Origin of the sequence: Brevibacterium luteolum (assembly GCF_025147615.1) — a bacterium.
In the GTDB taxonomy this organism is placed as follows: domain Bacteria; phylum Actinomycetota; class Actinomycetes; order Actinomycetales; family Brevibacteriaceae; genus Brevibacterium; species Brevibacterium luteolum.
The window spans coordinates 54,627-81,149 of the sequence record NZ_JALXPM010000002.1; the positions used below are offsets into that span (position 1 = coordinate 54,627).

The window sequence follows — 26,523 nt, forward strand, 5'->3', positions numbered from 1 at the left end:
AGAAGCGCATATGACGACCAGCCGACCGGCTGGCACCGGCTGCCGCCTATGATGGATGCGGTCGGCGCACAGCACCGTCGGCACTCACTGGCAAGGAGAACGACTCACATGGCACAAGCCGCACGCCTGTCCGGATTCCCCGAATGGCTGCCCGCCGACCGCATCGTCGAAGAGCGGGTCATCGACCTGCTCAAGCACACCTTCGAGCTCAACGGCTATGCGGCGCTGCATACGCGTGCCGTCGAACCGCTCAGCGCACTGGCCAAGGATGGTGAGATCGACAAGGAGATCTTCGCTGTCTCCCGGCTGCACGGCGACCCGTCTGACTCCCGCAACCCGATGGGCCTGCACTTCGACCTGACGGTGCCCTTCGCCCGCTACGTCGTCGAGAACGCAGGCCACCTGTCGTTCCCGTTCAAGCGCTACCAGATCCAGCCGGTGTGGCGCGGTGAGCGCCCCCAGGACGGCCGGTTCCGCGAATTCATCCAGGCCGACATCGACGTCGTCGCCGAGGACAGCCTCGCCGATCACTTCGAAGTCGAGGTCCCGCTGGTGATGGCGCAGGCCTTCGACGCGCTGCGCGAACTCGGCGTGCCGCCGGTCAGGATCCTGGCCAACAACCGCAAGCTGCTTGAAGGCTTCGCTCGCGGTCTGGGCCTGGAGAACATCCCGGCTGTGCTGCGCAGCCTTGATAAGTACGACAAGATCGGCCCCGACCGGGTCGGCGAGCTGCTCGCCGCCGACGCCGGCGCTTCGGCGGCCCAGCAGCAGGCGCTTTTGAAGCTGGCAGCCATCGAATCCGACACCTCGGCGTTCGCCGATGAGGTCCTCGCCCTCGGCGTCAGCGATGCGCTGCTCGATGAGGGACTCGAATCCCTTGTCCGCCTCGTCGATGCCGCCCACCGCATCCAGCCCGGCGTCGTCGTCGCCCAGCTCAAGATCGCCCGCGGCCTGGACTACTACACCGGTTCGGTGTACGAGACCCAGCTGCTCGGCCACGAATCGCTCGGCTCGGTGTGCTCCGGCGGCCGCTACGACTCCCTGGCCTCTAACGGCAAGAAGACCTACGCCGGTGTCGGCATCTCACTCGGCGTCTCCCGGCTGATGTCGCGGCTGGTCGGTAAGAACCGGATGGTGGCCGCGACCCGCTCGGTGCCCACAGCCGTGCTCATCGCCGTCACCGATGAAAGCGGCCGCAGCGAGGCCGATGCGGTGGCCATGCAGCTGCGCCGCCGCGGCATCCCCGTCGACGTCGCACCGGCTGCCAGCAAGTTCGGCAAGCAGATCCGCTTCGCCGACCGCCGCGGCATCCCGTATGTGTGGTTCGTCGACGGTGAGACCGGTCACGAGGTCAAGGACATCCGCTCCGGCGAGCAGGTCTCAGCCGACCCCGAACTGTGGACGCCGCCGGCTGAGGACGTCTGGCCGCGCGTCGAACGCGTCACCGGTGACGAGGGCTGACGCGGCTGAAGACTGAGCCTCAGCTCTCGCCCTGGACCCGCAGCGGGGCCGCCGTGCGCGGCTCCGGGTCCGGGGCCAGCGAGCCGTCTGGGGCGATGTGGTCGAAGATCTCCGAGACCATCGTCACCACGTGCGGGTCGTCGACGACGTAGAAGATGTGCTTGCCGTCCCGTCTGGAGGACACGAGGCCTGCCAGGCGCATCTTCGCCAGATGCTGGGATACCACCTGCACGCTGACCCCGCATTCCTCGGCCAGGCTGCTGACATCGCGCTCCCCATGGAGCAGATGCCACACGATGAACAGCCGGGTCGATGAGGACAGCATCCGGAACGTCTCGGCAGCGACATCGACCTGGGCGGGCGTCGGCACCTCGGGAACGGCAGATCCGGGGGGAGTGTCATGAGTCATTCGCAGCGTCCAGCCTTTCCATCAGTACCGCGCACTATGACTATCATGGTGCAAGCGCAGAGTCTGCACACCATCCGTGCCCGCAGACCGTCACCTGAATCCTCACACCATGAAGGAGTTCCACCCCATGCTACGCACCCGTGAGGCGGCCACCCTCGGCACGCCCGACATCGACAGCACCGTCACCCTCACCGGATGGGTCGACCGGCGCCGTGACCACGGGGGAGTGGCCTTTATCGACCTGCGCGACTCATCGGGCATCGTGCAGGTCGTCGTGCGCGAGGACGTCGCCGACAAGCTGCGCAACGAGACCGTCATCCAGGTCACCGGTACCGTCGCCGCCCGCCCGGAGGGAAACACCAACGACCAGCTGGCCACCGGTGAGATCGAGGTCGTCGACACCGAGGTGACCGTGCTGTCGCAGGCGGCGCCGCTGCCGTTCCAGGTCTCCGACCACGCCGAGGATTCCGGCACCGTCGGCGAGGAGGTCCGCCTCAAGCACCGCTACCTCGACTTGCGCCGCAGCGAACCGGCCCGCATCATCCGCCTGCGCTCCGAAGCCAACAAGGCCGCCCGCCGGGTGCTCGATGAGCACCGCTACATCGAAGTCGAAACCCCGACGATGACCCGCTCGACCCCTGAAGGCGCCCGCGACTTCGTCATCCCGGCCCGCCTGCGCCCCGGCTCCTGGTACGCGCTGCCGCAGTCGCCGCAGCTGTTCAAGCAGCTGCTGCAGGTCGGCGGCATCGAACGCTACTACCAGCTCGCCCGCTGCTACCGCGATGAGGACTTCCGCGCTGACCGGCAGCCGGAGTTCACCCAGCTCGACATCGAGGCCTCCTTCGTCGAACAGGACGACATCATCGCCCTGGCCGAAGACGTCCTCGCCGCGCTGTGGGAGCTTATCGGTCACACCATCGACCGGCCGATTCCGCGCATGCCCTACTGGGAGGCGATGGAGCGTTACGGCACCGACAAGCCCGACCTGCGCTTCGACATCGAACTGACCGACCTGACCGAGTACTTCGCCAACACCCCGTTCCGCGTGTTCCAGGCTCCCTACGTCGGCGCCGTCGTCTACCCCGGCGGCGGCTCGCTGCCGCGCCGCCAGCTCGACGGCTGGCAGGACTGGGCCCGCCAGCGCGGCGCGAAGGGCCTGGCCTACGTGCTCATCGGCGAAGACGGCACCCTCGGCGGCCCGGTGGCCAAGAACATCTCCGAAGAGGAGAAGGCCGGCCTGGCCGAGAAGGTCGGCGCCAAGCCCGGCGACGCGATCTTCTTCGCTGCCGACAAGCCGGCAGTCGCTCGCGCACTGCTCGGTGCCGCCCGCAACGAGATCGCCGAGCGCACCGGCCTCATCAAGGACGGCGACTGGTCGTTCGTGTGGATCGTCGACGCCCCGGTCTTCGAACCGGCCGAGGACGCCGTGGCTGCCGGTGACGTCGCTGTGGGCGAAGGCAAGTGGACGGCCGTCCACCACGCCTTCACCGCCCCGAAGCCCGAATACCTCGACACCTTCGACACTGATCCCGGCTCGGCTCTGGCCAGCGCCTACGACATCGTCTGCAACGGCAACGAGATCGGCGGCGGCTCGCTGCGCATCCACCGCCCCGAGGTCCAGCAGCGCGTCTTCGACGTCATGGGCATCACGCAGGAGGAAGCGCAGGAGAAGTTCGGCTTCCTGCTCGAAGCCCTGAGCTTCGGTGCGCCCCCGCACGGCGGCATCGCCTTCGGCTGGGACCGCATCGTCGCCCTGCTCGCCGGCACCGACTCGATCCGCGAAGTCATCGCCTTCCCCAAGACCGGCGGCGGCTACGACCCGCTCACCGACGCCCCGGCGCCGATCACCGCCGAACAGCGCGCCGAGGCCGGGGTCGACTACGACCCTGACGCCGAGGACGAATGAGCGACCTGTTCTCATCGGCCAACGAGGCGGCTGCAGGTGCCGACGAGGCACCGGCGGCCGCCTCTGGCACCGAGCCCGCAGAAACCGCCGCACCGCCGAACCCAGACGACCTGAGCGGTGTCAGCGCACTCGACCCGCTGGCGGTGCGGATGCGCCCGCGCAGCATCGACGAGATCGTCGGCCAGGAGCACCTCACCGCGCCCGGCTCACCGCTGCACCAGCTCGCCGAAGCCCGCACCGGCGCTCGCGCCGGGGCCACCTCGGTGATCCTGTGGGGCCCACCCGGAGTCGGCAAGACGACGATCGCCCACGTCATCTCGCACAGCCCCAACCGCAAGTTCGTCGAACTCTCAGCCATCACCGCAGGCGTCAAGGACGTCCGGCAGGTCATCGAGAACGCCCGCAACGACCGGGAGCTCTACCAGCGCACGACCGTGCTGTTCCTCGATGAGATCCATCGCTTCTCCAAAGCCCAGCAGGACGCCCTTCTGCCGGCCGTGGAGAACCGGCTCGTCGTGCTCATCGCCGCCACCACCGAGAACCCGTCGTTCTCCGTCATCGCCCCGCTCGTCTCCCGCTCGCTGGTCCTGACCCTCAAACCGCTGACCGACGAGGGGGTGGCCGCACTCATCGACCGGGCGCTGGAATCCCCGCGGGGGCTGGCCGGCACCTTCACCCTCGATGACGACGCCCGCGACTACATCGTCCAGGTCGCCTCCGGTGACGGCCGGCGGGCGCTGACCGTCCTCGAAGCCGCCGCCGCCAGCGCGCGGGCCACCTCCGGCAGCGACGAGACCACCGCCATCACCCGGGATCAGGCCGCGGAATCGGCCAACCAGGCCGTGGTCCGCTACGACCGGGCAGGCGACCAGCACTACGACGTCATCTCCGCGTTCATCAAGTCGATCCGCGGCTCAGACCCCGACGCCGCCCTGCACTACCTGGCCCGGATGATCGTCGCCGGTGAGGACCCCAGGTTCATCGCCCGGCGCATCGTCATCGCCGCCGCCGAGGACATCGGCATGGCCGACCCGCAGGCCCTGCCGCTGGCCGTGGCCGCCCAGACCGCCGTCGAGCGCATTGGCATGCCTGAGGGCCGCATCCCGCTGGCCGAAGCCGTCGTCTACCTCGCGTGCGCCCCGAAGTCGAACGCCTCCTACACCGCCATCGACGCCGCGATCGCCGACGTCAGAGCAGGCAAGGCAGGCGAGGTGCCCCTGCACCTGCGCGACGCCCACTACCCAGGTGCGAAAGCCCTCGGGCACGGCGCCGGCTATAAGTACGCCCACAGCTACCCGCACTCCGTCGCCGTCCAAGAGCACCTGCCCGAATCGCTGGCCGGCGCGCAATACTACACGCCGGCGGCCAACGGAGCGGAGAAGGGCATGGCCGAGCGTCTGGCAGCGATCGCCCGGCTGCGAGCTGGGAAGTGAGCCCGGCCCGCCGGCAGGCGGGCCGCCTCGGACACGGTGCATCCCATTTGCCCCGCCCGCCTGCCAGCCGGTAAGGTATTGCGGTGCTGTGCCTGGCCGAAATCGGCTGCAGGGCGGTCGATGGGCTCCGGTCTCGCGGAGCCGATCCTCTTTCCACACGCGGAAACAGCAGCCTCCCACGCTGACCGAGACACCCGCACGCGCGGGATCAGCCGAGGCAGAAGAAACACGAAAGGTTGGCATCCATGCCTGCACCCGCACGTTCGCGCCGCCAGGTCCGCCTCTCGCGGTCCCTGGGTCTGCCGCTGACTCCGAAGGCCGAGAAGTACTTCGAGCGCCGCCCGTACCCGCCCGGTGAGCACGGCCGCGCCCGCCGCCGCAACGACAGCGACTACTCGGTCCGCCTGAAGGAAAAGCAGCGTCTGCGCGCCCAGTACAACATCCGCGAAGCCCAGATGCTCAAGGTCTACAAGGAGGCCCGCCGCGAGCAGGGCCTGACCGGTGAGAACCTCGTCGAGCTCCTCGAGATGCGTCTCGACGCCCTCGTGCTGCGCGCCGGCTTCGCCCGCACCATCCAGCAGGCCCGCCAGTTCGTCGTCCACCGTCACATCATGGTCGACGGCCAGCGCGTCGATCGTCCGTCCTTCCGCGTCAAGGAAGGCCAGATGATCCACGTCCACCAGAAGTCCGCTGAGATGGAGCCCTTCCAGATCGCCGCTGCCGGTGGTCACCGCGACGTCCTGCCGGCCGTCCCGGGCTACCTCAAGGTCGACCTCGAAGCCCTGCAGGCGACGCTGCTGCGCCGCCCGAAGCGAGAAGAGGTTCCGATCACGTGTGACATCCAGCTCGTGGTCGAGTACTACTCACGCTGATCCACCGTCTGCGCAGACGCTGCGCAGCACCTCCTGCCCGGGTGTTCGCCACTGCGAATGCCCGGGCAGGTTTGTATGATGGCGCAGGAGGAACGCTCCGCGCCCGAGGCGCCGGCCACCGGCCGTCATCGCCTCCCGCCTGACCCCGCAACAGTTTCGAAAGGTTCGCATGAAGACTGCAGAGATCAAACGGCGCTGGCTCGAGTACTTCGCCGCCAACGGCCACACCGTCGTGCCGTCCGCGTCGGTGATCAGCAGCGACCCGACGATCCTGTTCAACATCGCCGGCATGGTGCAGTTCATTCCATACCTCTCCGGCCGCGAACCAGCCCCATACCCGCGGGCGACCAGCGTGCAGAAGTGCGTGCGCACCCAGGACATCGAAGAGGTCGGCAAGACCACCCGCCACGGCACGTTCTTCCAGATGAACGGCAACTTCTCCTTCGGCGACTACTTCAAGGACGACGCCATCCGCTTCGCCTGGGGACTGCTGACGAACTCAGAAGAGGACGGCGGCCTCGGCTTCGACCCCGACCGGCTGTGGGCGACCGTGCACGCCGATGACGCCGAGACCATCGACCTGTGGCTGGAGAACACCTCGATCCCGGCCGAGCGGATCCAGACCCGCGGCAACGAGGACAACTTCTGGCACACCGGCCAGCCCGGCCCCGGCGGCTACTGCTCGGAGATCTACTACGACCGCGGCCCGGCCTACGGCGTCGAAGGCGGACCGGTCGCCGACGAGGACCGCTACATCGAGATCTGGAACCTCGTGTTCATGGAGTTCGCACTCTCCGAGGTCCGTTCGAAGGTCGACTTCACCATCGAGAAGGAACTTCCGGCCAAGAACATCGACACCGGCATGGGCCTGGAGCGCGTGGCCTTCCTCAAGCAGGGCGTCGAGAACATGTACGAGATCGACGAGGTCTACCCTGTCATCGAGGCCGCCTCGAAGCTCTCGGGCCGAAAGTACGGTGACAGCGAAGAAGACGATGTCCGCATGCGCGTCGTCGCCGACCACGTCCGCTCCGCCCTCATCATCATCGGCGACGGCGTGCGCCCCTCGAACGAAGGCCGCGGCTACATCCTGCGCCGCCTGCTGCGCCGTGCGGTGCGTGCGATGCGCCTGCTCGGCGTCACCGAGCCGGTGCTGCCGACCCTGCTGCCGGTGTCGAAGGATGCGATGAAGGACTCCTACCCGGAGCTGGAGACCGACTTCGACCGGATCTCGCGCATCGCCTATGCCGAGGAGACCGCGTTCCTGCGCACCCTCGAATCCGGCACCCAGCTGCTCGGCCGCTCCGTCGACGCCGTCGGCGAAGGCGGCACCATCAGCGGCGACGTGGCCTTCGCCCTGCATGACACGCACGGCTTCCCGATCGACATGACCCTCGAGATGGCAGCCGAGCACGGCGTGTCCGTCGACGAGGAGGGCTTCGCCGCGCTCATGGCCGAACAGCGCCAGCGCGCCAAGGCCGATGCCAAGGCCCGCAAGGGCGGCATGCACACCGATCTGTCGGCGTACTCCGCGCTGCTCGAAGAGGGCTCGACCGAATTCATCGGCTACGACAACCTCACCGCTGACTCCCGCATCCGCGGCGTGGTGGCAGCAGGGGAGAGCGTCGAGGCCGCTGAGTCCGGAGACGAAGTCGACCTCGTCCTCGACGTCACCCCCTTCTACGCCGAATCGGGTGGTCAGAAGGCCGATATCGGCATCATCCGCGGTGACGGCTTCGTCGCCGAGGTCCTCGATGTCCAGAACCCGCTCAAGGGTCTGCCGGCCCACCGGGTGCGCATCGTCGAAGGCGCCCTGCACCCGGGATCTGAAGTGCACGCCGAAGTCGATGCCGGCCACCGCTTCCAGGCCGCCCAGGCCCACTCGGCCACCCACCTCATCCACGCCGCGCTGCGCGAGGTGCTCGGCTCGAACGCCGTGCAGGCCGGCTCGCTCAACCAGCCCGGCTACATGCGCTTCGACTACTCCTTCCCAGAAGCACCTTCTGCTGCCGCCCGCGCAGAGATTGAGGATGCGGCCAATATCGCGGTGCGCGACAACCTTGACGTGGCGTATGAGTACATGCCCTTCGAAGACGCCAAACGCTCCGGCGCTCTGGCCCTGTTCGGTGAGAAGTATCCGGACATCGTGCGCGTCGTCGACATCGGCGGCCCGTTCTCCCGTGAGCTGTGCGGCGGCACCCACGTGCTGCGCACCACCGAGGTCGGCCCGATCTCGGTCGTCTCCGAGGCATCCGTCGGCTCCGGCACCCGCCGCATCGAGGCGACTGTCGGCCTGAGCGCCTTCCGCGAACTGGCCAAGGAGCGCACGATCGTGCAGTCCCTGTCCGACATGCTCAAGGTGCCCGGCCCCGACGTCATCGACCGCGTCTCCGGACTGCTGGCCAAGATCAAGGAAGCTGAGCGGACCATCGCCAAGCTCAACCAGCAGCAGGTGCTCGCCGCTGCCGGCTCGGCTGTGCAGTCCGCCGAGCGGATCGGTGAGATCGTCTTCAGCGGCACCGAACTCGGCGAAGTCTCCTCCGGCGATGACGTGCGCTCCTTCGTCCAGGACGTGCGCAACCGCCTCGGCTCCGAAGCTGCCGTCGTCGCTGCGATCGGCAACGCCGGCGGCAAGCCCAGCGTCGTCGTCGGACTCAACGACGCCGCACGCGAGGCCGGATACAAGGCCGGCGACCTCGTCAAGACCGCCTGCCAGATCCTCGGCGGCGGAGGCGGCGGCCGGCCCGACCTCGCCCAGGGCGGAGGAACCGACATGAGCAAGGCGCCGGAGGCACTGGCCGCACTGCGCCGCGAACTCGGAGCCGCCTAGTGGCGTTCCGCCGCGGCCGCAGGCTCGCCCTCGACATCGGCTCGGTGCGCATCGGCGTGGCCCAGTGCGATCCCGACGGGATCCTCGCCACGCCGCTGACCACCGTGTACCGGCGCGACGGCGATGAGCGCGCGCTCACCGAGATGCATGCGCTCATCGCCGAGCACGAGCCGATCGAGATCATCACCGGACTGCCGACCTCACTCGACGGCCAGCAGCGCGCCTCAGCCGAGGCCGCCCGCTCCTTCGCACGGGTCCTTGCAGGTCAGACCGACATTCCGGTCCGCGAAGTCGATGAGCGATTCACCACAACCCAGGCACACGGCGTGTTACAGTCAGCTGGCAGAAGCTCGCGCCAGAGACGCGAGATCGTCGATTCTGTTGCAGCGGTGATGATCCTGCAGGCGGCGATCGATCAGGAGAAGCGTACCGGCCAGCCCGCCGGCAGCCCCATCGACACGACCGAGGAGCCCTGAGGTGAACCTGTCCGAGGAGTTCGACGCAACCGATGACGGTCTCTCCCGTCAGGAACTGCGCGCCAAACGCCGCCGGCAGATGATGCGCCGCAGGCGCACCGTCACTATCCTCACCGCCTGTGTCCTCGTTCTCGGCGTCGTCGGCGCCGTCGCCTTCTCCACCGCTACTGGAGTGGTCTCGGAGATCTTCGCCGAGAAAGGCGATTACGAAGGTGAGGGCACAGACGAGATCGTCATCACGGTCATGCCCGGCAGCTCCGCCCGCGAGGTCGCCAACCACCTCGTCGAACAGGACGTCATCATGTCCTCGAAGCCCTTCCTCGACGAGATCGAGAAGCGCGACGCCGTCATCCAGGCCGGGGACTTCACGATGCGCAAGCAGATGAGCTCCGCAGCCGCCGTCGAAGCGCTCATCAACCCGCTGGCCAACCAGCGCCTGGCCATCCCCGAGGGCTTCAGCATCAAGCAGATCAAGGGCCGGATGCTCGACTCCGGGATGGACGAGTCCTCGATCAACGAGGCGATCGACGACAAGAAGCCAGCCGACTACGGACTCGACATCGAGGCTCCCAACCTCGAAGGCTATCTGTACCCGGCGACCTATGAGATCAAGCCGAAGATGACCGCCGAGCAGATGGTCCAGGAAATGGTCGACAAGACCAAAGCGGAGATCGACGAGATCGGCATCCCTGCGGAGAAGGTCAATGAGGTCTTCACCCTGGCGAGCATCGTGCAGGTCGAAGCCCCCGGCAACCCCGAAGACCGGGCCAAGGTCGCCCGCGTGTTCCTCAACCGCATCGACAAAGACCAGGCGCTGCAGTCCGACGCGACCGTCAGCTACATCCACGGCGCGCGCTCCGACCTGACCACCACGCAGGAGGAGCGCGAATCCGACAACCCCTACAACACCTACAAGCACACCGGACTGCCGCCGGGACCGATCAACTCACCGAGTGCCGAAGCAGTCGAAGCCGCGCAGAACCCCGCCGACGGCAACTGGCTGTTCTTCGTCGCCGTCAACCCCGACACCGGTGAGACGAATTACGCCGAGACGTACGCCGACCACCAGAAGAACGTCGAAGAGTACCGCGTCTGGCTGCGCGAGCACCGCAAGAACAACCCCAGTGACGACGCCGAAGGCGAGGGCTGAGGTCGAACCCAGGCCAAGCACAGGCTGAGATGATGTTGTGAGGTGGGAGACCACCGCCAGGAGAGGAGAACCTGATGACCGGGATCACCGCCGCCGTGCTCGGCTCGCCGATCGCCCACAGCCTCTCACCGGTGCTCCACACCGCAGGCTACCGCGCACTCGGCATCGCCGAGGCGAGCAGCTACGGCCGCTTCGAAGTCACCGAAGACCAGCTCGCAGCCTTCCTCGCTGAACACCCGGAGCACACCGGATTCTCACTGACGATGCCGCTGAAGACCGAGCTCGTCGGCCTTGCCGCCGACCGCAGCTGGCACAGCGATGAGACCGCTGCCCAGACCGGTGCCGCCAACACCCTCATCCGGCATCCTGACGGGCAGCGGATCGCCAACACCGACGTCATCGGCATCGTCGAGGCGATCGCCGAATGCCAGCCCGCAGCCACCGACACCGCTGCGATCCTCGGCAGCGGGGCGACCGCCGCCTCGGCTGTGGCCGCACTCCACCGCCTCGGCGTCGCCGCACTCGACCTCTACGCGCGCAGGCCGGAACGAGCCAGGGGAGCAGCCGATCTCGCCTCCCGTCTCGGCATGCAGGCAGCCATCCACCCGCTGGCCGACTATCAGCCGGGTCAATGCCCGCTGACCGTCTCCACGCTGCCGGCCGGTGCGCTGAGTCCTGAGTCCTTCAGCTGGCCGGACAGCGTCGACGCGGCCACCGTGCTCCTCGACGTCGCCTATGCGGCAGGCGGCTACAGCGTCGGCGCCGACATCGCCGCCCACGGCGGACAGGCGATCGCCGGGGAGCGGATGCTCATCCACCAGGCCGTCGAACAGCAGCTGCTCTTCGCCGCAGCCGCCGGCTTCGACGCGCCACCCCAGACCTGGCGGCCGCGCCTGGCCGCTGCCATGACCGAAGCCCTGAGAACCGCGCATACCGCGAAAGGAGACCGCCGATGATCGAGCAGCTGTCGCTTGTCGCCAGCCTCACCATCACCGTGGGCGTTGCCCTGCTCACCAGCCTTCTCATCTGGCTGCGGTTCCCATGGATCATCAACGACGAGGCAGGCATCCGGCTGCTGCGCGGGGTCAACAGCATCAACCGGCCCGGCGGGCTCGTCACCTTCGTGCTCTCCAGCGTGGGCCTCGTCCTTTCCTGGCTGGCCGCTTTCATCGTGCCTGGAGCACTCTCACGCACCCTGGCAGACGTACCTCTCATGATCGCCTTCGCCATGGTCGCCGGCGCCACCGGCTGGCTGTTCTGGATCGACATCTCCATCCACCGGCTGCCCAACCGGATCGTCATGCCGATCACCGTGCTGTCCCTGGCGCTGTTCCTCATCTCGCTCATCATGGGCGTCGGGCAGGCCGACCGCAGCGACGACCACCTGTGGGCCGGTGCCGGCACCCCAGCGCTCAACGGCCTGATCGGGGCACTGGCCATGCTCATCTTCTTCGTCATCCTCAACGTCGCCGGCACCCTCATGCGCCGGTCGACGATGGGCATGGGCGACGTCAAGCTCTCAATCAGCGTCGGCCTGCTCACCACTGCCCTGAGCCCGAGCGGCCCCATCCTGGCGCTGCTGCTCATCAACGGCATCGCCGTCGTCCACGTGCTCATCCTGCTCGCCACCAAGCGCCGGCAGTGGGCATCGAAGATCGCCTTCGGACCCTACATGCTGATCGGAACGTGGACGACTGTCCTGGTCGGTGCGGCCTTTTTGTAGGATGGGTTGAATGTTGAGATGGCTGACAGCAGGCGAGTCACACGGAGAGGCACTTGTCGGGATCCTGGAGGGGATCCCGGCCCATGTCCCCGTCACTCGCGACGATATTTCCCAGGCATTGGCGCGGCGCCGGCTCGGCTACGGCCGCGGCGCCCGCATGAAGTTCGAAGCCGACGAGGTGCGCATCCTCGGTGGTGTCCGCCACGGCTCCACGCTGGGCTCACCGATCGCCATCGAAGTCGGCAACACCGAATGGCCCAAATGGGAAACCGTCATGAGCGCCGATCCGGTCGATCCCGAGGTGCTCGCCGACCAGGCACGCAACGCCCCGCTCTCACGCCCCCGCCCCGGTCACGCCGACCTGGTCGGCATGCAGAAGTACGGCTTCGACGAGGCGCGCCCGATCCTCGAACGCGCCTCTGCTCGCGAGACCGCCATGCGCGTCGCGCTCGGCGCCGTCGCTGCCCGCATGCTCGCCGAACTCGGCATCACCGTGCTCTCCCACACCGTGGCCATCGGCCCGGTCACCGGCTCCGGTGAGGAAGCTCTGCCGACCATCGACGACGTGCCGGCTCTCGATGCCGACCCGCTGCGCTGCTTCGATGCAGAGCTGTCCGCGCGCATGGTCGCCGAGGTCGAGGACGCCAAGAAGTCCGGCGACACCCTCGGCGGAGTCGTCGAAGTCATCGTCGACGGCGTGCCTCCAGGACTCGGCTCCCACGTCCACTGGGACCGCAGGCTCGACTCCCGGCTGGCCGGAGCCCTCATGGGCATCCAGGCGATCAAGGGTGTCGAAGTCGGCGACGGCTTCCGCACAGCTGCCCGTCGCGGCTCGGCGGCACATGATGAGATCGAGAGGGCGGAGAGCCGCATCACCCGCCGCAGCAACCGCGCCGGCGGCACTGAAGGAGGCATGTCGACCGGTGAGAGCCTGCGCGTGCGTGCGGCGATGAAGCCCATCGCCACCGTCCCACGCGCCCTGGACACCATCGACGTCACCACCGGTGAGGCCGCCCGGGCCCACCACCAGCGCTCTGACGTCTGCGCCGTGCCAGCTGCCGGTGTCGTCGCCGAGGCGATGGTCGCCCTGGTCGTGGCCGAGGCCGTCTGCGAGAAGTTCGGAGGGGACTCCCTGGCCGAGGTCAAGCGCAACCTCGACTCCTACCTCGCCGCAATCCCGGATACGCTGCGCTCACACTCGTGAACGCGCCGGACCTGCCCGTCCCGCGCCCGGCTCCGCCGCTCGACCCGGTGCCGGCGGCCACTGCCCGGATCGTGCTCATCGGACCGCCAGCGGCAGGCAAGTCGACGATCGGCCGGCTGCTCGGCGACCGCCTTGGGATCCCATTCACCGACACCGACGCGATGATCGTCTCCGCCCACGGGCCGATCGCTGAGATCTTCCGCACTCGCGGGGAAGCCCGCTTCCGGGAGATCGAACGCGAGGTCGTCCGCCGTGTCCTGCGCCGGCTGCTCGATCGGCCCGGCGTCGTCTCACTCGGCGGCGGCGCGATCCTCAACTCCGGAACCCGCGCCCAGCTGAAGCACCCAGTGATCAAGGTCATGAGCATCGAGATCGACGAGGAGACCGCCTCTGCCCGGCTGCACGGCTCCCACCGGCCGTTGCTGGCCGACGAGGACCCGGTCGAACGCTGGAAGGCCCTGGCCGAGGAGCGCCGGCCGCTCTACGAGTCCGTGGCCACCGCGACCGTCTCGGCGTCCAACGACCCGCCCTCGACGGTCGTCAACCGTGTCGTCGACGTGCTCACCGGCCTGCAGCGGGCAGAGAACTACGCGAAGTTCGCCGCCGAGGGCGAGGCCCAAGCAGCACACGCCGATGGCGGGTACGCTGAGGACGGCCAGCGCACAGACGCAGACGACACAGAAGGAAGTGATGAGGCGTGAGCTCCACGCGCATCGACGTCACCGGCGGCGGGAACTACAGCGTCCACGTCGGCTCAGGACTGCTCGGCACCCTGCCCGAGCTGCTCGGCTCACGCGTGAGCAAAGTGCTCGTCATCCATCCGCGGGCACTGCGCACCACCGGTGAACTCGTCCGCGAGGACCTCGGCGCTGCCGGGTTCGAAGCGATGTCAGCGGAGATCCCCGATGCCGAGGAGGCCAAGCACATCCAGGTCGCCAGCTTCTGCTGGCAGGTCCTCGGACAGGCCGACTTCACCCGCTCGGACGCGATCGTTGCCGTCGGCGGGGGAGCGGTGACCGACCTCGCCGGCTTCGTCGCCGCCACCTGGCTGCGCGGCATCCGCTTCGTGACCATCCCGACCACGGTGCTCGGCATGGTCGATGCCGCGATCGGCGGCAAGACCGGCATCAACACCGCCGAGGGCAAGAACCTCGTCGGCGCCTTCCACGCCCCAGCCGGTGTCCTCGCCGATACCGACACGCTGGCCACTCTGCCGGAGAACGAGCTGTTCACCGGCCTGGCTGAGGCGGTCAAATGCGGCTTCATCGCCGACCCGGCGATCCTTGAGATCATCGAATCGACACCTCGGGAGCAGCTGGCAGACCACACCTCGCCGCAGCTGCGTGAGATCATCGAACGCTCCATCCAGGTCAAAGCCGACGTCGTCTCCGATGACTTCAAGGAATCCGGCCGCCGCGAGTTCCTCAACTACGGTCACACCCTCGGGCACGCGATCGAACGCACCGAACGCTACCAGTGGCGCCACGGAGCGGCCGTAGCCGTCGGCATGATGTTCGCCGCCGAACTCTCGGCGATGACCCGCAACCTCGACGCTGCGATCGTCGACAGGCACCGCAGCGTGCTCGAGCACCTCGGCCTGCCGACCGGCTACCGCGGCGACAAATGGCCGCAGCTGCTGGAGACGATGCGCCGGGACAAGAAGGCCCGCGGAAGCCTCATGCGCTTCATCGTCCTCGACGACCTGGCCAGCCCCGGCGTCCTCGAAGCCGCCGACACCAGCCTGCTCTACACCGCCTACCAGGCGATCGGCACCGAATCGCCGGTCACCCGGCTGAGCTGACCTGACAGGCCGAAAGGCCTTGCTACACTTGACCCCTGGTGCGCCGCGAACGGCGCCGCCGTCATCGACTGCGAAGGATTTGCATTGGCAACGACCAACGACTTGAAGAACGGCATGGTCCTCAAGATCGAGAACCAGCTGTGGCAGGTGCTTGAGTTCCTCCACGTCAAGCCCGGCAAGGGGCCGGCTTTCGTGCGCACGAAGCTCAAGAACGTCACCTCCGGCAAGATCATCGACAAGACGTTCAACGCCGGCACCAAGGTCGAGACCGCCAACGTCGACCGCCGCGACATGGAATACCTCTACAACGACGGCACCGACTACGTCTTCATGGACCTGGAGGACTACGACCAGGTCTCCCTCGCCCCCGAACTCGTCGGCGACTCCGCGAACTTCATGCTCGAGAACCAGAAGGTCCAGGTGGCCTTCCACGATGGTGCAGCCCTATACATCGAGCTGCCGCCGAGCGTCGAGCTGGCCATCACCCACACCGAACCCGGACTGCAGGGCGACCGCTCGACCGGCGGTTCGAAGCCGGCAACCGTCGAGACCGGATACGAGATCCAGGTGCCGCTGTTCCTCGAAGAGGGCACCAAGGTCAAGGTCGACACCCGCTCGGGCGAATACCTCGGCCGCGTCAAGGAGTGAGCTCCCGGTCCCGCGCGCGCAAGCGCGCCCTCGAACTGCTCTTCGAGTCTGAGCAGCGCCGCCTGCCGGCACCCGAGCTCATCCGCATGCGCTCGGGCGATCCGGACTACCCGATGAAACCCTACGCCGTTGAGATCGTCACCGGCGTCGTCGATCACCGTGATGAGATCGACGGACTCATCGAGGAGTTCGTCACCGACTGGCCAGTCTCCCGCATGCCTGCTGTCGACCGGGCGCTGCTGCGCATGGGCATCTGGGAGATCATGCACAACGACGACATCGACGATCCCGTTGCGATCTCCGAAGCCGTCGCGCTCAGTCGTGTGTACTCCCGTGACGAATCCCCGGCCTTCATCAACGCCGTGCTCGACGCGGTCAGCCGCAAACGGCGGACCGGTGAGGCACAGCCGGCTGTGGCTGCCCCCAAGGCAACCGCTTCCAACGTGCCGAGCGGGTCGACGCTCACGCTTGTCGACGACGCATCCGCTGCTCAAGGCTCCAGCGACGACTCGCCCGAGGCAGACGACTCCGATCCGTCTGCCTGACAGCGCAAGCGCGATCTGCAACAACGACGAAGCCCCGGTCACCGACAGCTCGGTGACCGGGGCTTCACGTTGCGCTTCTGAGCGCTTCAGCCTTCCTGGCGGACGGAGCTGAGCCAGTCGGTGAGCACTTCGGTGGTGTGGATCGGTTTCTCCTGCACCACCCAGTGACCCGCCTCGATGATGCGCTCCGTCAGCTGCGGGATCGCCTCGCGCATCGGCTCTGCCATCGTCGAACCGAGAGTGTCGCAGACCTGGTCGTAGCGGGCGTGGACGAACAGTGCCGGCTGAGTGATCCGCCCACCGCCGGGCAGGCTCTCGGTGAACGCGGCATTCGCTTCGACGTTGCGGTACCACGCGTTGGGGTAGGCGAAACCGGTGCGTGAGAGCGAGGCGACAAGCGCGTCGTAGTCCTCGGCAGTCAGCACCCGGCCATCGCGCTCCCGGAACGGCACGCCATCAGGGAACCATCCGCCTCGGGACCGGACCGTGGCCTGCAGGGCAGGCTTCGACATCTGCTCCGGGTTCCCTCGGCGCATGATCGTGGCGATGAAGCCGGGCACATCGGCATCGAACTCCGCCGCGAGCTTCTCCGGCATCTGCTGGTGAGCGACCATGTAGTCCCACTGGCCGTAAGGGAAGGTGTCCTCCGGGTACATCGACCGGTTGACATGCGCGGTCATCGATGCACCGGCCGGCAGGTGCGGCACGCACATCCCAGCCACCGCCCTGCACATCTCCGGATACGCGGCAGCGAAGGACCAGGCGACCGGGGCACCGTAATCGTGGCCGACGACGATCGCCTCGGCGTGCTCACCGGGCTTGAGCGCGCTGATGAGTCCGCGCACATCGGCCACCGCATTCTCGATCGCATACGCCGCGGTTTCGGCATAGACCGTCGAGGCGCCGTAGCCGCGCATATCCGGGGCGACGGCGAAATAGCCCTCGGCGGCGATCATCGGCAGCAGTGCTGCGTAGGAGCGTCCGAGCTCCGGCCAGCCGTGCAGGAACACGATGAGCGGATCGGCCTGGCTGCCTGCGTGCAGATAGCCGCAGGTGTGCTCGCCATCGGCGGTGGGGTAGGTCGCGGTGGCGAACGACACCTCGGCAGGCAGGCCAGCGGTGTGTACGTCGAGGTCGAGGGCGGGCAGCTGTGCGTGTGATGATGCGGAACTCACGCGGTTCTCCTCACGAAGGGCGTATGCGCCCGGCGCAGTGGGGCCGGGCTCGGGGCGCTCGAGTGCATCGCGCATTGGTGAGAGTCTAATCACAGCTTGCCGGGCGCACCACCCAGGCGGTGTCCGGTGCCGGCCGAGGGGGTACACTCGTGTGCAGACGACACTCCTTTAACCACCGTCCCGTGAGGCGGAGAAGGGGGACCGCACATGCGTGTTCGCACTGTACTGAACGCCGACGAGATATCCCGCGCCAACACGCGGATTGCCCATGAGATCCTCGAGCGCAACAAAGGCGCCGGCGACCTCATCATCCTCGGCATTCCCACCCGCGGCGTCCCGCTGGCACAGCGGCTGACCGCCAAGATCGCCGACATCGAACGCGGCGTCGATCCCGCCCAGATCTGCGGCAGCCTCGACATCACGATGTACCGCGACGACCTGCGCCACGGCAAGCTGCGCGCACCCGAACCCACCCACATCCCGCCCGGCGGCATCGACGGGCGCACCGTCGTGCTCGTCGACGATGTGCTGTTCTCCGGGCGCACCATCCGCGCAGCTCTCGATGCGATCGCCGACATCGGACGCCCGGCGGCCGTCCGGCTGGCCGTGCTCGTCGACCGCGGCCACCGCTGCCTGCCGATCCGCGCCGACCACGTCGGCAAGAACCTCCCGACCGCCGTCGACGAGCGCGTCTTCGTCGGCCTCGAAGAGATCGACGGTGAGGACACCGTCACGATCTCCTGGCCCGAGACCGCCGAGGCGGAGGGAGACCCGGCATGAAGCACCTCCTGTCGACCGCAGACCTCAGCCGGGAGGACGCCATCGGCCTCCTCGACGTCGCCGAGGAGATGACCCAGGTCAGCACCCACTCGGTGAAGAAGCTGCCGGTGTTGCGCGGCCACACCGTCGTCAACCTCTTCTTCGAGGACTCCACCCGCACCCGCATCTCCTTCGAAGCCGCCGCCAAGCGACTCTCAGCCGACGTCATCAACTTCTCCGCCAAGGGCTCGAGCGTGTCAAAGGGCGAGAGTCTGCAGGACACCGCCCAGACGCTCGGCGCGATGGGCGCAGACGCCGTCGTCGTCCGCCACAACGGCTCCGGCACCCCCTACCGGCTGGCCACCACCGGCTGGATTGACGCCGGGGTCGTCAACGCCGGCGACGGCACGCACGAGCACCCCACCCAGGCGCTGCTCGACTCCTTCACCCTGCGGCGCACGCTCACCGGATCGCCGGCCTCGGGACCGGGAGGCAGCGCCCGCGGCACCGACCTGGCCGGCACCACCGTCGCCGTCGTCGGCGACATCCTCCACTCCCGGGTCGCGCGCTCGAACGTCCACCTGCTCACCACCCTCGGCGCCCGGGTCGTGCTCATCGCCCCGCCGACCCTGCTGCCGTGGGGTGTCGACACCTGGCCGGCCGAGGTGTTCTACGACTTCGACAACGCCCTCGACGCCTATGACTTCGACGCCGTCATGATGCTGCGCGTGCAGTTCGAGCGGATGCACCAGTCGTTCTTCCCCAACACCCGCGAGTACAGCCGGCTGTGGGGCCTGACCGCCACCCGCTACAACCGACTGCCCGAGCACACGGCGATCATGCATCCGGGCCCGATGAACCGCGGCTTCGAGATCTGCGCCCAGGCGGCCGACTCTCCGCGCGCGGTCATCCTCAACCAGGTGGAAAACGGCGTGGCCGTGCGCATGGCCGTGCTCTACAGTCTGCTCACCGGTAAGGAAGGTGCCCTATGACATCGCTGCTCATCCGCGATGCGAACATCCTCGGCCAGGAGGTCGGCGACATCGCGATCTCAGACGGCCGCTTCGTCGACCCGGCCTCGCTCACCAGCCCTGAGGAGGTCATCGAGGCCACCGGGCTCATCGCTCTGCCCGGGCTCGTCGACCTGCACACCCACCTGCGCGAACCCGGCCGCGAAGACGCCGAGACCGTGCTCACCGGCTCCCAGTCAGCCGCCCGCGGCGGCTTCACCGCCGTGCACGCGATGGCCAACACCGCACCGGTGGCCGACACCGCCGGCGTCGTCGAGCAGGTCTACCACCTCGGCCGCGAAGCCGGCTACACCGAGGTCGTTCCGATCGGCGCGGTCACCGTCGGGCAGAAGGGTACCCAGCTGGCCGAACTCGGAGCGATGGCACGCTCGGCTGCCGGGGTGACGATCTTCTCCGACGACGGGCTGTGCGTGTTCGATCCGCTCATCATGCGCCGCGCCCTGGAGTACGTCAAGACCTTCGGCGGAGTCATCGCCCAGCACTCCCAGGAGCCCCGGCTGACCGAAGACGCCCAGATGAACGAAGGCGTCGTGTCTGCCGAACTCGGCCTGCCCGGCTGGCCGGCGGTGGCCGAGGAGGCGATCATCGCCCGCGACATCCTGCTCGCCGAGCACGTCGGCTCCCGCCTGCACATCTGCCACCTGTCGACCAAGGGCGCGGTCGACCTCGTGCGCTGGGCGAAGTCCCGCGGCGTGCAGGTCACCGCCGAGGTCACCCCGCACCACCTCATGCTCACCGATGAGCTCGTCCGCAGCTTCGACCCCGTCTACAAGGTCAACCCGCCGCTGCGCACCCAGGCCGATGTCGACGCCGTGCGCGCCGGCCTGGCCGACGGCACCATCGACATCATCGGCACCGACCACGCCCCGCACCCGTCCGAGCACAAGTGCTGCGAATGGACCGCTGCGGCGATGGGCATGGTCGGCATGGAGTCAGCGCTGCCGATCGTCGTCGAGGCGATGGCCGACTACGACTTCGGATGGGCCGATATCGCCCGCGTCATGTCGACCACACCGGCACGGATCTCCGGCCTGCGCGAACAGGGCAGCCTGGAGATCGGCACCGGTGCCAACCTCGTGCTCGTCGACCCGGAGGCCGCAGACCGGATCACCCCAGATGCCCACGCGACGATGGGACGCAACAACCCATTCGCCGGGATCGAGGTGTCCTCCCGGATCGTCCACACGATTCTCTACGGCCACCGCGTCGTCACCGACTCCCAGCTGTCCGACCCGCACCCGATCACGAGAGGCGGCACATGGATCGCCTGATCCCGACCCTCATCGTCGCAGCCGTCATCGTCGTGCTCTTCGCTCTCATGTGGCTGGGCTGGCGGTCCCGGAAGCATCGGCAGTCCGGCATCCCTGCTCCTGAGGCGCCGGCAGCCGACCTTAAGCTCAGCTCACCTCCGGTCGCGGGCACCTATGTGGCGACCACCCTGGCCGCCGAACCGCTCGAACGCGTCGCCGTCCACCACCTCGGCGTGCGCACCACCGCCTCACTGGGCATCAGCGGCACCGGCATCGTCCTCGACCGCGACGGCGTGCCCGACATGCTCATCCCCACCGCCGACCTTGAAGCCGTGCGCACCGACTCGGGGATGATCGGCAAATTCGTCGAACGCGACGGGCTCATCATCATCACCTGGCGGCTCGGCGACACCCTCGTCGACACCGGCTTCCGCCCCCGGCACGCAGCCGACCGCACACCGACACTGAATTCCATCCGCCAGCTCCTCGGGGAGGACTCATGACCCTGCACCAGCGCCCACCTGCCGTTCTCGTCCTCGACGACGGCCGCACACTGACCGGCCGCGCCTACGGCGCTGAGGGCTCGACCACCGGCGAGGCCGTGTTCGTCACCTCGATGACCGGCTACCAGGAGACCCTGACCGACCCGTCGTACCGGCGCCAGATCGTCATCCAGACGATGCCGCACATCGGCAACACCGGCGTCAACGACGAAGACGACGAATCCCGCGACATCTGGGTCGCCGGCTACGTCGTCCGCGACGCCGCCCGCCGCCGGTCGAACTGGCGGGCCACCGGCGACCTCGAAGCCCGGCTGGCCGACCGCGGCATCGTCGGCATCACCGACATCGACACCCGCGCACTCACCCGCCACCTGCGGGACAAAGGCGCGATGCGCGCCGGGATCTTCTCCGGTCCCGAGGCGCAGCGCCCGAACGCAGAGCTGCTCGCCGAGGTGCGCGCTGCCGAACCGATGGCAGGGGCGAACCTGAGCGCAGAAGTCACCTGCGAGCAGCCGTACACGATCCCGGCTGAAGGGGAGAAGAAGCACAGCGTCGTCGCCTACGACCTCGGCATCAAGACGACAACTCTCGACCAGTTCGCCGCCCGCGGCATCGAGACGACCGTCGTGCCGGCCGACTTCACCTTCGAACAGCTCACCGAGCTGGACCCCGACGGCGTGTTCTTCTCCAACGGCCCCGGCGACCCGGCGAGCGTGACGAACGCCGTCGACGTGCTCGCCCGCGTGCTGGAGGCCAAGATCCCGTTCTTCGGCATCTGCTTCGGCAACCAGCTGCTCGGCCGGGCACTGGGTTTCGAGACCTACAAGTTGCCCTTCGGCCACCGCGGCTCGAACCAGCCGGTCCTCGACACCGCCAACGGACGGGTCCACATCACCACCCAGAATCACGGCTTCGCCGTCGACGCCCCGCTGCGCGAGGTCGTCACCGCGCCTGCCGGTGAGCACCTCGGCCGAGTGGAGGTCAGCTACCTCGGACTCAACGACGACGTCGTCGAAGGCCTGCGCTGCCTCGACCTGCCGGCGTTCTCCGTTCAGTTCCACCCCGAATCCGCTGCCGGGCCGCACGACGCCCGCGACCTGTTCGACCGGTTCATCGAACTGCTCGACGGCGCCGCCACCGTCACCCCGAGCATCGAGACCAGCGAAGGAGACAACGCACATGCCTAAGAGGGACGATCTCTCCTCAGTCCTCGTCATCGGCTCCGGGCCGATCGTCATCGGCCAGGCCTGCGAGTTCGACTACTCCGGCACCCAGGCCTGCCGCGTCCTCAAACGCGAGGGCATGCGGGTCATCCTCGTCAACTCCAACCCGGCGACGATCATGACCGACCCGGAGCTCGCCGACGCCACCTACGTCGAGCCGATCGACCCGGCCGTCATCAAGACGATCATCGCCAAGGAACGCCCCGACGCGCTGCTGCCGACTCTCGGTGGGCAGACCGCGCTCAACGCCGCGATCAACCTGCATGAGGCAGGTGTGCTCGAGAAGTACGGCGTCGAGCTCATCGGCGCTGATGTCGAGGCGATCCAGCGCGGTGAGGACCGCCAGCAGTTCAAACAGGTCGTCGAACGCTGCGGTGCCGAGGTCGCCCGCTCGGCGATCTGCCACTCGATGGAGGAATGCCTCGCCGCCGCCGAGGAGCTCGGCTACCCGATGGTCGTCCGCCCCTCGTTCACGATGGGCGGGCTCGGCTCCGGCATGGCCTTCAACGAAGCCGATCTGCGCCGCATCGCCGGCGACGGACTCGTCGACTCCCTGACCCATGAGGTGCTGCTTGAGGAGAGCATCCTCGGCTGGAAGGAGTACGAACTCGAGCTCATGCGCGACAAGAACGACAATGTCGTCGTCGTGTGCTCGATCGAGAACGTCGACCCCGTGGGCGTGCACACCGGCGACTCCATCACCGTCGCCCCGTCGCTGACGCTCACCGACGTCGAATACCAGGAGATGCGCGACATCGGCATCGCCGTCATCCGCGAAGTCGGCGTCGACACCGGCGGCTGCAACATCCAGTTCGCCATCGACCCCGATGACGGGCGCATCGTCGTCATCGAGATGAACCCGCGCGTCTCCCGCTCCTCAGCACTGGCGTCGAAGGCCACCGGCTTCCCGATCGCCAAGATCGCCGCGAAGCTGGCGATCGGCTACACCCTCGATGAGATCCCCAACGACATCACCGAGGTGACCCCGGCCGCCTTCGAACCGGCACTCGACTACATCGTCGTCAAGGTCCCGCGGTTCGCCTTCGAGAAGTTCCCGGCCGCCGACCCGACGCTGACGACGACCATGAAGTCCGTCGGCGAGGCGATGGCCCTGGGCCGGAACTTCACCACCGCCCTGCAGAAGGCGATGCGCTCGATCGAGCAGAAGAACTCCTCGTTCTCGTGGAACGACCCGCTCGACATCTCCACCGATGCCGCGCGCGCCCAGGTCATCCGCGACCTCGGCCATGCCACCACCGAGCGCCTCTACACCGTGCAGCGGGCACTGGCCGCCGGCATGAGCGTCGAGGAGGTCCACGAGGCCTGCGACATCGACCCCTGGTTCCTCGACCAGATCCAGCTCATCAATGATGTCGCCGAGGAGATTGCCGCCGCTGAGAGCCTCGACGTCGAAACGCTGCGCCTGGCGAAGAACCATGGCTTCTCCGACGCCCAGATCGGCCAGCTGCGCCACCTCGACGAAGGCGTCGTCACCGCCGTGCGCCAGGCACTCGGGCTGCGCCCGGTGTTCAAGACCGTCGACACGTGCGCTGGCGAGTTCGAGGCGAAGACCCCGTACCACTACTCCAGCTACGACGACGAGACCGAGGTGTCCCCGCGCGAACGCGAGGCCGTCATCATCCTCGGCTCCGGTCCCAACCGGATCGGCCAGGGCATCGAATTCGACTACTCGTGCGTGCACGCCACCATGGCACTGGCCGAGGGCGGCTACGAGACGATCATGGTCAACTGCAACCCCGAGACCGTCTCAACCGACTACGACACCGCCGACCGGCTGTACTTCGAACCGTTGACGTTCGAAGACGTCATGGAGATCTACCATGCTGAGAAGCAGGCCGGGCCTGTCGCCGGCGTCGTGTGCACCCTCGGCGGGCAGACTCCGCTCGGCTTGGCCGACCAGCTCAAGGCCGCCGGCGTGCCGGTGCTTGGCACCCAGCCGGAGGCCATCGACCTGGCCGAGGACCGCGGCGAGTTCGGCCAGGTGCTCGCCGAAGCCGGGCTGCGCGCGCCCAAGCACGGGACCGCCACGACCTACGATGAGGCCCAGTCGATCGCCGAGGACATCGGCTACCCGGTGCTCGTGCGCCCCAGCTACGTGCTCGGCGGCCGCGGCATGCAGATCGTCTACGACACCGAACAGCTGATGAACTACATGGCAACGGCCACCGAGGTCTCGATCGACCGGCCGGTGCTCGTCGACCGGTTCCTCGAAGACGCCGTCGAGATCGACGTCGACGCCCTCTACGACGGCAACGAGACCTACATCGGCGGGATCATGGAGCACATCGAGGAGGCCGGCATCCACTCCGGTGACTCCGCCTCGGTGCTGCCGGCCCTGACCCTGGGGGAGAACGTCATCGAGCAGGTCCGCAACGCCACCGCCGCGATCGCCCGCGGCACGAACGTGCGCGGCCTCATCAACATCCAGTTCGCCGTCGCCGCTGACGTCCTCTACGTCATCGAGGCAAACCCGCGCGCCTCCCGCACGGTGCCGTTCGTCTCGAAGGCCACCGCGGTGCCGCTGGCCAAGGCCGCCGCGCTCATCGCCGTCGGCAAGTCGATCAGAGAGCTGCGCGGCAGCATCCTCGCCGCCGAACACGACGGCTCGACCCTGCCGGATGACCACCCGGTCGCCGTCAAGGAGGCGGTGCTGCCCTTCCGCCGGTTCCGCACCGTCGACGGCAAGGTCGTCGACTCGATCCTCGGTCCTGAGATGCGCTCGACCGGCGAGGTGATGGGCATCGACACCGCCTTCCCCGTCGCCTTCGCCAAAGCCGAGCTCGCAGCCGGAGCCGCCCTTCCCACCTCGGGCACGGTGTTCGTCTCGGTTGCCGATCGCGACAAGCGCTCCTCGGTGCTGGCGGTCAAGCAGCTCGTCGACATAGGCTTCGACGTCGTCGCCACCGCCGGGACCGCGGCGATGCTCGACCGCTACGGCATCACCAGCACCCGGATCGCGAAGTACTACGAGGCCGCCGAAGGTGAGCGCACGATCCTCGATGACATCACCGAAGGCCGCATCGACCTTGTTATCAATGTGCCGGCCGGCCGGCAGGAGCGTGCTGACGGCTACGAGATCCGCGCAGCCGCCGTCGCCTCGTCGATCCCGCTGGTGACCACGGTCGCCGAATTCACCGCCGCGGTCACCGCGATCGAAGGCCAGCGGGCAGCGGCCTTCGATGTGCGCTCCCTGCAGGACTGGGCATGAGCCAACACGACACGGGCGCCCAGCCCGAGCGCGACTACGGACGCGACTGGCCGCAGGCCAACCGGACCCGGCTGTGCGTCGGCATCGACCCACACGCCGGGCTGCTGGCCGACTGGTCGCTGCCGGATTCGGCAGCCGGGGTGCGCGACTTCGGGCTGCGCGTCGTCGAGGCGGCGGCAGGGGAGTGCGGGACGGTCAAACCGCAGGCGGCGTTCTTCGAACGCCACGGCTCCCGCGGCCTCGCCGCCCTCGAAGACGTCCTCGGTGCTGCCCACGATGCCGGGCTGTCGACGATCCTCGACATCAAACGTGGAGACATCGGCTCGACAATGGCAGGCTACGCCGAGGCCTACATGAACCCGGCCTCCCCGCTGTACGCCCACGCCGTGACCCTCTCGCCGTACCTGGGCTTCGGCTCACTCGAACCGGCCTTCGAGTGCGCACGCACCTACGGCACCGGCGCCTTCGTCCTCGCACTGACCTCGAATCCAGATGGGGCCAGCGTCCAGCATGCGCGCACCTCCGGCGGCCCATCGGTCGCCGCCGAGGTGATCGCAGGCGTCCGGGACGTCAACGCACAGCTCGGTGCCCCACGCCTCGGCGTCGTCATCGGCGCGACCACCGGCACTGCCGCCCGCGACCTCGGCATCGACCTGACTGCAGGCGACTACCCGATCCTGGCACCGGGCTACGGCGCTCAGGGCGGGGGAGTCGAGGATCTGCACTCCGTGTTCGGAGCAGCGTTCGCAGACGGCCGTGTCATTGTGAATGCCGGACGCACGATCCTCTCAGCAGGGCCGGCGATTCCGGCGCTTCAGGAGCGCATCCGGGAAACGACCCGTGCGCTCACCGGTGCAGACGGTCTACACTGATACAAATCTGCTGATGCGGACTGGAC

Annotated in this window: 23 protein-coding genes; 21 read left to right on the forward strand and 2 right to left on the reverse strand. The window is 68.0% G+C overall.

Annotation, left to right across the window (positions count from 1 at the left end; all coding sequences use genetic code 11):
• The first annotated feature begins 108 nt into the window (after positions 1 to 108).
• Positions 109 to 1,461, forward strand: a complete 1,353-nt coding sequence (hisS, locus tag M3C25_RS00905) for a histidine--tRNA ligase (protein WP_259854585.1) — start codon at positions 109 to 111, stop codon at positions 1,459 to 1,461.
• Between the two features lie 19 nt (positions 1,462 to 1,480).
• On the opposite strand, the gene M3C25_RS00910 is transcribed toward hisS, so the two are convergent.
• A complete protein-coding gene (locus M3C25_RS00910; protein WP_217004681.1) occupies positions 1,481 to 1,870 on the reverse strand; it encodes an ArsR/SmtB family transcription factor in 390 nt (129 codons plus the stop codon).
• Positions 1,871 to 1,997: 127 nt separating this feature from the next.
• On the opposite strand from M3C25_RS00910, the gene aspS reads away from it, so the two are divergent.
• From aspS to nusB, 13 genes are all read left to right on the forward strand, one after another.
• Positions 1,998 to 3,776, forward strand: a complete 1,779-nt coding sequence (gene aspS / locus M3C25_RS00915) for an aspartate--tRNA ligase (protein WP_170274216.1) — start codon at positions 1,998 to 2,000, stop codon at positions 3,774 to 3,776.
• A complete protein-coding gene (locus tag M3C25_RS00920; RefSeq protein ID WP_259854586.1) occupies positions 3,773 to 5,209 on the forward strand; it encodes a replication-associated recombination protein A in 1,437 nt (478 codons plus the stop codon). The genes aspS and M3C25_RS00920 overlap by 4 nt, the downstream gene beginning before the upstream one ends.
• Positions 5,210 to 5,454: 245 nt before the next feature.
• Positions 5,455 to 6,081, forward strand: a complete 627-nt coding sequence (gene rpsD / locus M3C25_RS00925; protein ID WP_102160322.1) for a 30S ribosomal protein S4 — start codon at positions 5,455 to 5,457, stop codon at positions 6,079 to 6,081.
• 169 nt (positions 6,082 to 6,250) lie between these two features.
• Positions 6,251 to 8,908, forward strand: a complete 2,658-nt coding sequence (gene alaS, locus M3C25_RS00930; RefSeq protein ID WP_259854587.1) for an alanine--tRNA ligase — start codon at positions 6,251 to 6,253, stop codon at positions 8,906 to 8,908.
• Positions 8,908 to 9,384, forward strand: a complete 477-nt coding sequence (gene ruvX / locus M3C25_RS00935; protein ID WP_102160319.1) for a Holliday junction resolvase RuvX — start codon at positions 8,908 to 8,910, stop codon at positions 9,382 to 9,384. The genes alaS and ruvX overlap by 1 nt, the downstream gene beginning before the upstream one ends.
• A gap of 1 nt (position 9,385) precedes the next feature.
• The gene (gene mltG / locus M3C25_RS00940; protein ID WP_259854588.1) at positions 9,386 to 10,534 is read left to right on the forward strand and encodes an endolytic transglycosylase MltG; all 1,149 of its coding nucleotides are present in this window, start codon (positions 9,386 to 9,388) and stop codon (positions 10,532 to 10,534) included.
• Positions 10,535 to 10,608: 74 nt separating this feature from the next.
• Positions 10,609 to 11,490, forward strand: coding sequence for a shikimate dehydrogenase family protein (locus M3C25_RS00945; protein WP_259854589.1), 882 nt, complete (start codon positions 10,609 to 10,611; stop codon positions 11,488 to 11,490).
• Positions 11,487 to 12,257, forward strand: a complete 771-nt coding sequence (locus M3C25_RS00950; protein ID WP_259833601.1) for an A24 family peptidase — start codon at positions 11,487 to 11,489, stop codon at positions 12,255 to 12,257. Before M3C25_RS00945 ends, M3C25_RS00950 begins: the two co-directional genes overlap by 4 nt.
• Before the next feature lie 10 nt (positions 12,258 to 12,267).
• Positions 12,268 to 13,461 carry a chorismate synthase gene (gene aroC / locus M3C25_RS00955; protein WP_259854590.1) on the forward strand — a complete coding sequence of 398 codons (1,194 nt, stop codon included), beginning with the start codon at positions 12,268 to 12,270 and terminating at the stop codon, positions 13,459 to 13,461.
• Complete coding sequence (locus tag M3C25_RS00960) at positions 13,458 to 14,162, forward strand: shikimate kinase (protein ID WP_259854592.1); 705 nt, start codon at positions 13,458 to 13,460, stop codon at positions 14,160 to 14,162. The genes aroC and M3C25_RS00960 overlap by 4 nt, the downstream gene beginning before the upstream one ends.
• Positions 14,159 to 15,262, forward strand: coding sequence for a 3-dehydroquinate synthase (gene aroB / locus M3C25_RS00965; protein ID WP_259854594.1), 1,104 nt, complete (start codon positions 14,159 to 14,161; stop codon positions 15,260 to 15,262). Before M3C25_RS00960 ends, aroB begins: the two co-directional genes overlap by 4 nt.
• 84 nt (positions 15,263 to 15,346) lie before the next feature.
• Positions 15,347 to 15,910, forward strand: a complete 564-nt coding sequence (efp, locus tag M3C25_RS00970) for an elongation factor P (RefSeq protein WP_102160310.1) — start codon at positions 15,347 to 15,349, stop codon at positions 15,908 to 15,910.
• On the forward strand, positions 15,907 to 16,455 hold the full coding sequence (nusB, locus tag M3C25_RS00975; protein ID WP_259854595.1) for a transcription antitermination factor NusB: 549 nt from the start codon (positions 15,907 to 15,909) through the stop codon (positions 16,453 to 16,455). The genes efp and nusB overlap by 4 nt, the downstream gene beginning before the upstream one ends.
• 86 nt (positions 16,456 to 16,541) lie before the next feature.
• On the opposite strand, the gene M3C25_RS00980 is transcribed toward nusB, so the two are convergent.
• Positions 16,542 to 17,630 carry an alpha/beta fold hydrolase gene (locus tag M3C25_RS00980; RefSeq protein WP_259854596.1) on the reverse strand — a complete coding sequence of 363 codons (1,089 nt, stop codon included), beginning with the start codon at positions 17,628 to 17,630 and terminating at the stop codon, positions 16,542 to 16,544.
• A gap of 207 nt (positions 17,631 to 17,837) precedes the next feature.
• Here M3C25_RS00980 and pyrR point away from each other — a divergent pair, with 207 nt between their 5' ends.
• Genes pyrR through pyrF form a run of 7 tightly spaced genes read left to right on the forward strand, consistent with a single transcriptional unit; the run spans position 17,838 to position 26,497 of the window.
• Positions 17,838 to 18,410: a bifunctional pyr operon transcriptional regulator/uracil phosphoribosyltransferase PyrR gene (pyrR, locus tag M3C25_RS00985; protein ID WP_259833614.1), complete on the forward strand. Its 573-nt coding sequence runs from the start codon at positions 17,838 to 17,840 to the stop codon at positions 18,408 to 18,410.
• Complete coding sequence (locus M3C25_RS00990) at positions 18,407 to 19,381, forward strand: aspartate carbamoyltransferase catalytic subunit (protein ID WP_170274203.1); 975 nt, start codon at positions 18,407 to 18,409, stop codon at positions 19,379 to 19,381. The genes pyrR and M3C25_RS00990 overlap by 4 nt, the downstream gene beginning before the upstream one ends.
• Complete coding sequence (locus M3C25_RS00995) at positions 19,378 to 20,691, forward strand: dihydroorotase (RefSeq protein WP_259854599.1); 1,314 nt, start codon at positions 19,378 to 19,380, stop codon at positions 20,689 to 20,691. Before M3C25_RS00990 ends, M3C25_RS00995 begins: the two co-directional genes overlap by 4 nt.
• The gene (locus tag M3C25_RS01000; protein ID WP_259844971.1) at positions 20,679 to 21,173 is read left to right on the forward strand and encodes a PH-like domain-containing protein; all 495 of its coding nucleotides are present in this window, start codon (positions 20,679 to 20,681) and stop codon (positions 21,171 to 21,173) included. Before M3C25_RS00995 ends, M3C25_RS01000 begins: the two co-directional genes overlap by 13 nt.
• Positions 21,170 to 22,360, forward strand: a complete 1,191-nt coding sequence (gene carA, locus M3C25_RS01005) for a glutamine-hydrolyzing carbamoyl-phosphate synthase small subunit (protein ID WP_259854601.1) — start codon at positions 21,170 to 21,172, stop codon at positions 22,358 to 22,360. The genes M3C25_RS01000 and carA overlap by 4 nt, the downstream gene beginning before the upstream one ends.
• Positions 22,353 to 25,625: a carbamoyl-phosphate synthase large subunit gene (gene carB, locus M3C25_RS01010; RefSeq protein WP_259854603.1), complete on the forward strand. Its 3,273-nt coding sequence runs from the start codon at positions 22,353 to 22,355 to the stop codon at positions 25,623 to 25,625. The genes carA and carB overlap by 8 nt, the downstream gene beginning before the upstream one ends.
• Positions 25,622 to 26,497 (forward strand): orotidine-5'-phosphate decarboxylase, encoded by an 876-nt coding sequence (gene pyrF, locus M3C25_RS01015; protein ID WP_259854605.1) that lies wholly within the window; start codon positions 25,622 to 25,624, stop codon positions 26,495 to 26,497. The genes carB and pyrF overlap by 4 nt, the downstream gene beginning before the upstream one ends.
• Positions 26,498 to 26,523: the final 26 nt, after the last annotated feature.

What these genes read in the sequence shown, in the direction of transcription:
- hisS (WP_259854585.1), top strand. Translation starts at nt 109, where the DNA reads ATGGCACAAGCCGCACGCCTGTCCGGATTCCCCGAATGGCTGCCCGCC.
- M3C25_RS00910 (WP_217004681.1), bottom strand. Translation starts at nt 1,870, where the DNA reads ATGACTCATGACACTCCCCCCGGATCTGCCGTTCCCGAGGTGCCGACG.
- aspS (WP_170274216.1), top strand. Translation starts at nt 1,998, where the DNA reads ATGCTACGCACCCGTGAGGCGGCCACCCTCGGCACGCCCGACATCGAC.
- M3C25_RS00920 (WP_259854586.1), top strand. Translation starts at nt 3,773, where the DNA reads ATGAGCGACCTGTTCTCATCGGCCAACGAGGCGGCTGCAGGTGCCGAC.
- rpsD (WP_102160322.1), top strand. Translation starts at nt 5,455, where the DNA reads ATGCCTGCACCCGCACGTTCGCGCCGCCAGGTCCGCCTCTCGCGGTCC.
- alaS (WP_259854587.1), top strand. Translation starts at nt 6,251, where the DNA reads ATGAAGACTGCAGAGATCAAACGGCGCTGGCTCGAGTACTTCGCCGCC.
- M3C25_RS00945 (WP_259854589.1), top strand. Translation starts at nt 10,609, where the DNA reads ATGACCGGGATCACCGCCGCCGTGCTCGGCTCGCCGATCGCCCACAGC.
- M3C25_RS00950 (WP_259833601.1), top strand. Translation starts at nt 11,487, where the DNA reads ATGATCGAGCAGCTGTCGCTTGTCGCCAGCCTCACCATCACCGTGGGC.
- aroC (WP_259854590.1), top strand. Translation starts at nt 12,268, where the DNA reads ATGTTGAGATGGCTGACAGCAGGCGAGTCACACGGAGAGGCACTTGTC.
- pyrR (WP_259833614.1), top strand. Translation starts at nt 17,838, where the DNA reads ATGCGTGTTCGCACTGTACTGAACGCCGACGAGATATCCCGCGCCAAC.
- M3C25_RS00990 (WP_170274203.1), top strand. Translation starts at nt 18,407, where the DNA reads ATGAAGCACCTCCTGTCGACCGCAGACCTCAGCCGGGAGGACGCCATC.
- M3C25_RS00995 (WP_259854599.1), top strand. Translation starts at nt 19,378, where the DNA reads ATGACATCGCTGCTCATCCGCGATGCGAACATCCTCGGCCAGGAGGTC.
- M3C25_RS01000 (WP_259844971.1), top strand. Translation starts at nt 20,679, where the DNA reads ATGGATCGCCTGATCCCGACCCTCATCGTCGCAGCCGTCATCGTCGTG.
- carA (WP_259854601.1), top strand. Translation starts at nt 21,170, where the DNA reads ATGACCCTGCACCAGCGCCCACCTGCCGTTCTCGTCCTCGACGACGGC.
- carB (WP_259854603.1), top strand. Translation starts at nt 22,353, where the DNA reads ATGCCTAAGAGGGACGATCTCTCCTCAGTCCTCGTCATCGGCTCCGGG.
- pyrF (WP_259854605.1), top strand. Translation starts at nt 25,622, where the DNA reads ATGAGCCAACACGACACGGGCGCCCAGCCCGAGCGCGACTACGGACGC.